This window comes from Microbacterium arborescens, from assembly GCF_049707515.1.
GTDB lineage: Bacteria > Actinomycetota > Actinomycetes > Actinomycetales > Microbacteriaceae > Microbacterium > Microbacterium arborescens_B.
This window is the reverse complement of record NZ_JBNAFI010000014.1, coordinates 1-5600: the sequence shown is the minus strand read 5'-3', so window position 1 is coordinate 5600 and position 5600 is coordinate 1. Positions and strand designations below refer to the sequence as shown.

Annotated in this window: 5 protein-coding genes; 2 read left to right on the top strand and 3 right to left on the bottom strand. The window is 64.7% G+C overall.

Annotated elements, in window-relative coordinates; genetic code table 11:
• Positions 1-55 precede the first annotated feature (55 nt).
• Together ACPYN5_RS15915 and ACPYN5_RS15910 are read right to left on the bottom strand one after the other, a co-directional pair.
• Positions 56-703, bottom strand: a complete 648-nt coding sequence (locus tag ACPYN5_RS15915; RefSeq protein ID WP_424449900.1) for a glycoside hydrolase family 1 protein — start codon at positions 701-703, stop codon at positions 56-58.
• A 65-nt stretch (positions 704-768) separates the two neighbouring features.
• Positions 769-2736 carry a beta-glucoside-specific PTS transporter subunit IIABC gene (locus tag ACPYN5_RS15910; protein WP_424449899.1) on the bottom strand — a complete coding sequence of 656 codons (1968 nt, stop codon included), beginning with the start codon at positions 2734-2736 and terminating at the stop codon, positions 769-771.
• Positions 2737-2894: 158 nt separating this feature from the next.
• On the opposite strand from ACPYN5_RS15910, the gene ACPYN5_RS15905 reads away from it, so the two are divergent.
• Both ACPYN5_RS15905 and ACPYN5_RS15900 read left to right on the top strand, forming a co-directional pair.
• Positions 2895-3575: a GntR family transcriptional regulator gene (locus tag ACPYN5_RS15905; RefSeq protein ID WP_424449898.1), complete on the top strand. Its 681-nt coding sequence runs from the start codon at positions 2895-2897 to the stop codon at positions 3573-3575.
• A complete protein-coding gene (locus ACPYN5_RS15900) occupies positions 3572-4765 on the top strand; it encodes an MFS transporter (RefSeq protein WP_424449897.1) in 1194 nt (397 codons plus the stop codon). Before ACPYN5_RS15905 ends, ACPYN5_RS15900 begins: the two co-directional genes overlap by 4 nt.
• A 6-nt stretch (positions 4766-4771) precedes the next feature.
• Here ACPYN5_RS15900 and ACPYN5_RS15895 read toward each other — a convergent pair whose 3' ends face one another.
• The gene (locus ACPYN5_RS15895; RefSeq protein ID WP_424449896.1) at positions 4772-5452 is read right to left on the bottom strand and encodes a GntR family transcriptional regulator; all 681 of its coding nucleotides are present in this window, start codon (positions 5450-5452) and stop codon (positions 4772-4774) included.
• Positions 5453-5600 lie beyond the last annotated feature (148 nt).

The window sequence follows — 5600 nt, the reverse complement described above, 5'->3', positions numbered from 1 at the left end:
CCAGTCTCCCTGCCCGCGACCGCGGACGACAGGACGACTCACATAACAACCGGACCTACGAAACGGGGTCAGCCCACAGTGAGTCGGGCCGGTCGGGGATGACGCCGCCGTTGGAGAATGGGTGGCGGATGATGCCGTCCATCTCGTTGAACGTTAGCCACAGCTTCACGAGGTGTCCGAAGCGCTCGAAGCACACCTTTGCGTACCGAGTGAACATGTCGATGACGCGACGGTCGGCCCACCCGCCGTACTCGAGCGCCAGGTGCACTGGCATCTCGTAGTGATGGAGGGTGACGAGCGGTTCGATGTCGAGGCGGCGCATCTCCTCGAAAAGGGAGGTGTAGTAGGCGATGCCGGCCTCGAGCGGTTCGGTTTCCTCGCCGGTGGGGAACAGTCGTGTCCACGCGATCGATACGCGTAGCGTCTTGAACCCCATCTCCGCGAACAGCGCCAGATCCTCCTTATAGCGGTGGTAGAAGTCGATGCCCCTGCGCTTCGGGTGCGCATTGATGTCATCGTCGGCCGCAGCGGCGCGGAGGCCTTCCTCGGTGATGCCGTGGAGCTCTTTGTAGTTGCTGACGTCGACGTGTGGCTTGTACGACGTCATGTCAGCAACGGACGGACCCTTGCCGTCCTCGTTCCACGCGCCTTCGCACTGGTTGGCGGCAAGTGCGCCGCCCCACAGGAATCCCTCGGGGAACATCGGCTTCAGCTCTCTTTCTGTGACGGTGGGCCGCCGGCAGGATCACCGACGGCCCTCTTGGGTGGTCAGGCCGTGGGCACGATTGCCGCGATGGTCAACGCCGGCGACCCAGCCGTGGTCGGGCCAGAGGCGACGACGCGCACCTCTCCCAGGTCGTCGCTGTTGGTGACTGCGACGACGGTGGTGGTGTCATATCCGGCGGCGATGATCGCCTCGAGGTCGGCCTCGATGAGGGCCTCCCCCACGCTCACCTGCTGCCCCTGGGCGACCTTGCTGGTGAAGGCGGTTCCGTTCATCTGCACCGTGTCGATGCCGACGTGGACGAGCACCTCGACGCCGTCCGCGGTCCGGATCCCGATCGCGTGCGGCAGCACTGCTTCGACGACTCCGGAGACGGGTGCGACGACCTTGCCGTCCGTGGGGCGCACCGCGAATCCCGCACCCATCGCGCCAGAGGAGAACACCGGGTCCTCGACTTCCGCGAGCGGGATCACGGTTCCCGCGACGGGCACGACGAGCTCGCGGGTACCGGTGGACGGATCCGACGCTTCTGCGCGCTCTGCAGCGGACGCGGCGCGATCCGCGGCGAACTCCTTCTTCGTGATGCCGAAGAAGAAGGTCAGCACGGTCGAGAGCACGAACGCGACGACGGTTCCGATGATCAGCCATAGGAACGTGTCGCCGAGACCGAGCGGGTCGCCGTATCCGAGCGGGAGGGTCAGAATGCCGGACAGGCCGTAGCCGTACACCTTGGCGCCGGCACCACCGACGATCGCCCCACCGATGCCGGCGGAGAGAATCGCAATCCCGAACACACGCTTGCGGGGCACGTTCACGCCGTAGACAGCCGGCTCGGTGACGCCGAAGAGGGCGGCGACGACGGCAGAACCTGCGATGCCTCGAACGCGACGCTCCTTGAGACGGAGGAACACGCCCAGGGCAGCACCGGCCTGACCGAAGACTGCGGGCCACACCAACGGCTTGAAGGTGTCGTACCCGGCCGTAGCGAGGTTGTTGATGAACACCGGGACCATCGCCCAGTGGATGCCGAAGACGACCATCACCTGCCACAGCGCAGCGAACAGGAATCCAGTGAGGACGGGCGAGAAGCCCTGAACGAGGAGGAAGAAGTCCGCAATGGCCTGACCGACGAGGTTGCCGACAGGACCGAGCGCGAGGAGCGCGACCGGGAACACGACCACCAGCACGACGAGCGGGACGATGAAGTTCCGCACGGAGTCATGGATGCGGGGTGCGATGAGCTTCTCGATCAGCGACTGGAGGTAGACGGCCAGGATGATTGGGATCACCGTGGAGGTGTAGCTCTGCAGCACGACCGGGATGCCGAAGAAGTCGACGGCGCCACCGGCCTGCTGGAACGCGCGCAGCGACATAGAGACTGCCTCGTCGTTGAGCACGAGGTTGATGTTCTGCACCTGCGTGTAGACGAGCGCACCTGCGAGCGTTAGCGCGGTGTAGATGTTTGCACCGAACTTGCGAGCCGCCGGCACCGCGAGGATCAGTGGGAGGAAGAAGAAGAACGCATCCGCTGCCGTCCAGAGGATCTGGTATGTCGGCGATGTGGTCGACAGCCAGCCGGCTGTCGACACGATCATAAGCAGACCCTTCAGGATTCCCGCGGCGCAGAGCGTGCCGATGATCGGGGCAAAGATGGCGGAGACCACCCCGATGGCGGCGTTCAGCACGCGGGTCAGCGGGTTGCTTTTCCCTGCGTCGGACGTGGTCGCTGTAAGCGACGCATCGGCACCTTCGGTGAGGGCGGGATGCGTCTTCTCCAGCGCCGCGTATGCGAGCGGAACGCTGTTGCCGACGACGACCTGGAACTGTCCGCCGCTCTCGACGGTGCTGATGACGCCGGGGACCTTGGCGATGGCGTCTTTATCTGCCTGCGCGTTGTCCTTCAACACGAATCGCAGCCGTGTTGCGCAGTGCGAGACAGACTTCACATTCTGCTCACCGCCTACACCATCGAGCACGTCGTCCGCCAAACGGCTGTAGTCGATTTTGGCCATGTCTTCTCCTTTGAGGGCCTGGTCTGCTGACGAGGGGAACGGACTTCGAGCGCGGTCGCTCCCGCCCGGCCGACGCCCCACGGATGTCGACCGGATCACCATAACGCATGAAACGCATTGATGCATCTATCAATCCATGCAGCTGATACGGTGCTCGTATGATCGCCTACTCGACGCTGCCGTGGGAACGGATTCACGACCGCGCCCCGCTGAGCTTGCGTTTGGCCGCCCTGACGGCGCGCGAGATCGTTGAGGGCAGGCGCCCAGCGGGCTCTTGGCTCACGGAGTCGGACATCGCGGACGCAGGCGGCGCCTCCCGCACGCCGGCACGGGAGGCGATGCTGCAATTGGCGGGGTGGCGCCTCGTGACCATCGCGCCAAAAAAAGGTGCTGTGGTGACCGCTATCGGTCCGAGCGAGTACCGGGAGCTACTAGACCTCCGCGCGTTGCTGGAGACGAATGCGGTAGAGCAAGCGGTCATCCATGAGGGTCGTCTGCCGACGCTCGGCGTCAACCTGGAGAAGACGATCAGCCGGCAACGGGCAGCCGTTGAGGCGAGCGACCTCCTCGGCTTTGCGGCCGGCGACTACGCCTTCCACGCACAGATCATCCGAAGTAGCGGCGGATCGCTCGTCGGCGAAATCCTCGACCTTGTCGGGCCGCGATTTGCACGCCTCACTCACCTGGCCGTATCGACAAATCCCGGACGAATCGCCACACTTCTCGATGAACACACTGCGCTCGCCCGATACGCCACCGACGGCGATGTGCCCGCGTTCCGCAAGATGATCGCCCGGCACATCGAAGCCGGACATCAAGCGCTGGCAGGCGCCGCATGAGCTCCCGCAACCGGACCTGGCTCCTCCCAGCGCCGGCGATGTTCTTGCTTGCGTGGGGTGGTAACCATTTCACCCCGCTACTGCACGTCTACGAGACGACGGGAAACTTCGACGCGTGGCAGGCGAACCTCCTCCTCGGCATGTACGTCGCTGGACTCATCCCCGGGCTACTGATCGCGTCGGCGCTGTCCGACAAACATGGTCGCAAGCCCGTGTTCATCGCGGGCGCGTTCCTAGCGATCGCCGGAAGCGCGCTGCTAGCAGTTGGCATCCATAGCCTTCCGCTGCTGCTGGGCGGCCGTGCGCTCGCAGGCGCCGGAGTCGGTGTTGCGATGTCAGTCGGTACTAGCTGGATGAAAGAGCTGAGCTCGGCGCCGTTCGACATGCGCGCTGGCGTGACCGCCGGGGCTCGACGCCCCTCAATGACGCTGACGCTCGGTTTCGCGATCGGTGCCGGTGTCACCGGCGCACTCGGGCAGTGGGCACCGTGGCCGACAGTGACACCGTTCATTCTTCACGCAGTCCTGTGCGTGATCAGCGTCGCCTTCTTGATCCGCACACCGGAATCGCTCCCCCCAGCATCCCGGGCCACGGGCGCATGGTGGCGAGACCTGCGAGTACCGTCGGCAGGGCACGAGCAATTCACTCGGCTCGTCCTTCCTGCCGCGCCTTGGGTGTTCGCTGCGGCCGGGGTCGCATACGCCATCATGCCGGCCATCGCCGAGGAACAGCTCGGCGACTGGACGACCCTCTACGCAACAGTCCTCACCGTCCTCACCCTCGGCGTGGGTGCCCTAATGCAAAGTGCCGTCCCCGCTCTGAACCGTCGAACCCGCGGCCACGCGCTCAGTATCGGACTATCGCTGATGACGGTCGGAATGGTGCTTGCCGCCGTAGCCGCGTTGGTGTCCGATCCTCTTCTCGCGCTGGGGGTCGCGATTATCCTCGGCGCTGCGTACGGGATCACGGTCGTGGCCGGTCTCCTGCACGTGCAGAAGATCGCAACCCCTCAGGACCTAGCCGGGCTGACGGGTGTCTACTACTCGCTCACCTACGTTGGGTTCCTGCTGCCCACCGTCCTCGCCGCACTGCTTCCCCTCATGTCTTACTCGACGACGCTCGCTGCAGTAGCAGTCGTGTGTTTCATCTGCCTTGGCCTGGTAGTGCGCGCGTCTCGCCGGCTCGCCTGACGAAATTCAGGGCACGGCGGTGATCGCGGAGTGTCCGCGAGCAATGTGATCGAAGATCAGCTCGTGGTAACCGTCAACGTCACCCGCCAATGCCGCTTCGGAAAGGCGGATGTGCTCATCGAGCAGCGCAGGGATTCGTCCGGGCGTCTCCGTGATCGCGAGATAGGTGAAACGCGCAACACGCGGAGCGAGCATCTCAAGGATGCCGGTGACGACGGAGTTTCCCCCGCCGCGAATGATCTCAGCGTGGAAGGCGTAGTCGGCACTCGCGAACTCGAGGAGGTCTCCGCCGCTGATAGCTGCCCGCTGACGCCGGAGCGCGTCTTCCATTCCGTCCCGAGTCATCTTCGGTACAGCTCCGTTCGTCGCCATGGAACGCACCGCGTCGTTCTCGATCATCGCGCGGAAGTCGAGCATGTCGCGCCGCTCGGCGGTGGTGGGCGCCGTGACGATCGCCCCTTTCTTCGGGATTAGACGCACCAGAGACCACTTCTCCAGTTGCAGCATCGCCTCGCGAGCCGGGGTACGGCTCGCGCCTGCGTCCTCGGCCAGCTCAGCCTCGGTGATGAAGTCGCCGATGTCGCGCCGTCGCTCGACTATCGCGCGAGCGCAGTCCGCCGCTATGCGGTCTGCGATAGGGGATCGCTCGTCAAGCCGTTCCCAAGGCAACCAGCGAGACCCAGACACACACGACATCGTATGGCACCTATGCCGATGAGATACCGCGCGTCGCCCGCGCTAGATATGGGGTCAACGACGGTGACGTCCCTGGGAGTGGTGTAGTTCTCGGGCTCGAGTGTCACGTCGTTGACGTGGTGAGCCATCGTGCGATGGT

Bases quoted from the DNA above. Each gene is read 5' to 3' on its own strand.
- ACPYN5_RS15900 (WP_424449897.1), top strand. From the start codon at position 3,572: ATGAGCTCCCGCAACCGGACCTGGCTCCTCCCAGCGCCGGCGATGTTC.
- ACPYN5_RS15915 (WP_424449900.1), bottom strand. From the start codon at position 703: ATGTTCCCCGAGGGATTCCTGTGGGGCGGCGCACTTGCCGCCAACCAG.
- ACPYN5_RS15905 (WP_424449898.1), top strand. From the start codon at position 2,895: ATGATCGCCTACTCGACGCTGCCGTGGGAACGGATTCACGACCGCGCC.
- ACPYN5_RS15910 (WP_424449899.1), bottom strand. From the start codon at position 2,736: ATGGCCAAAATCGACTACAGCCGTTTGGCGGACGACGTGCTCGATGGT.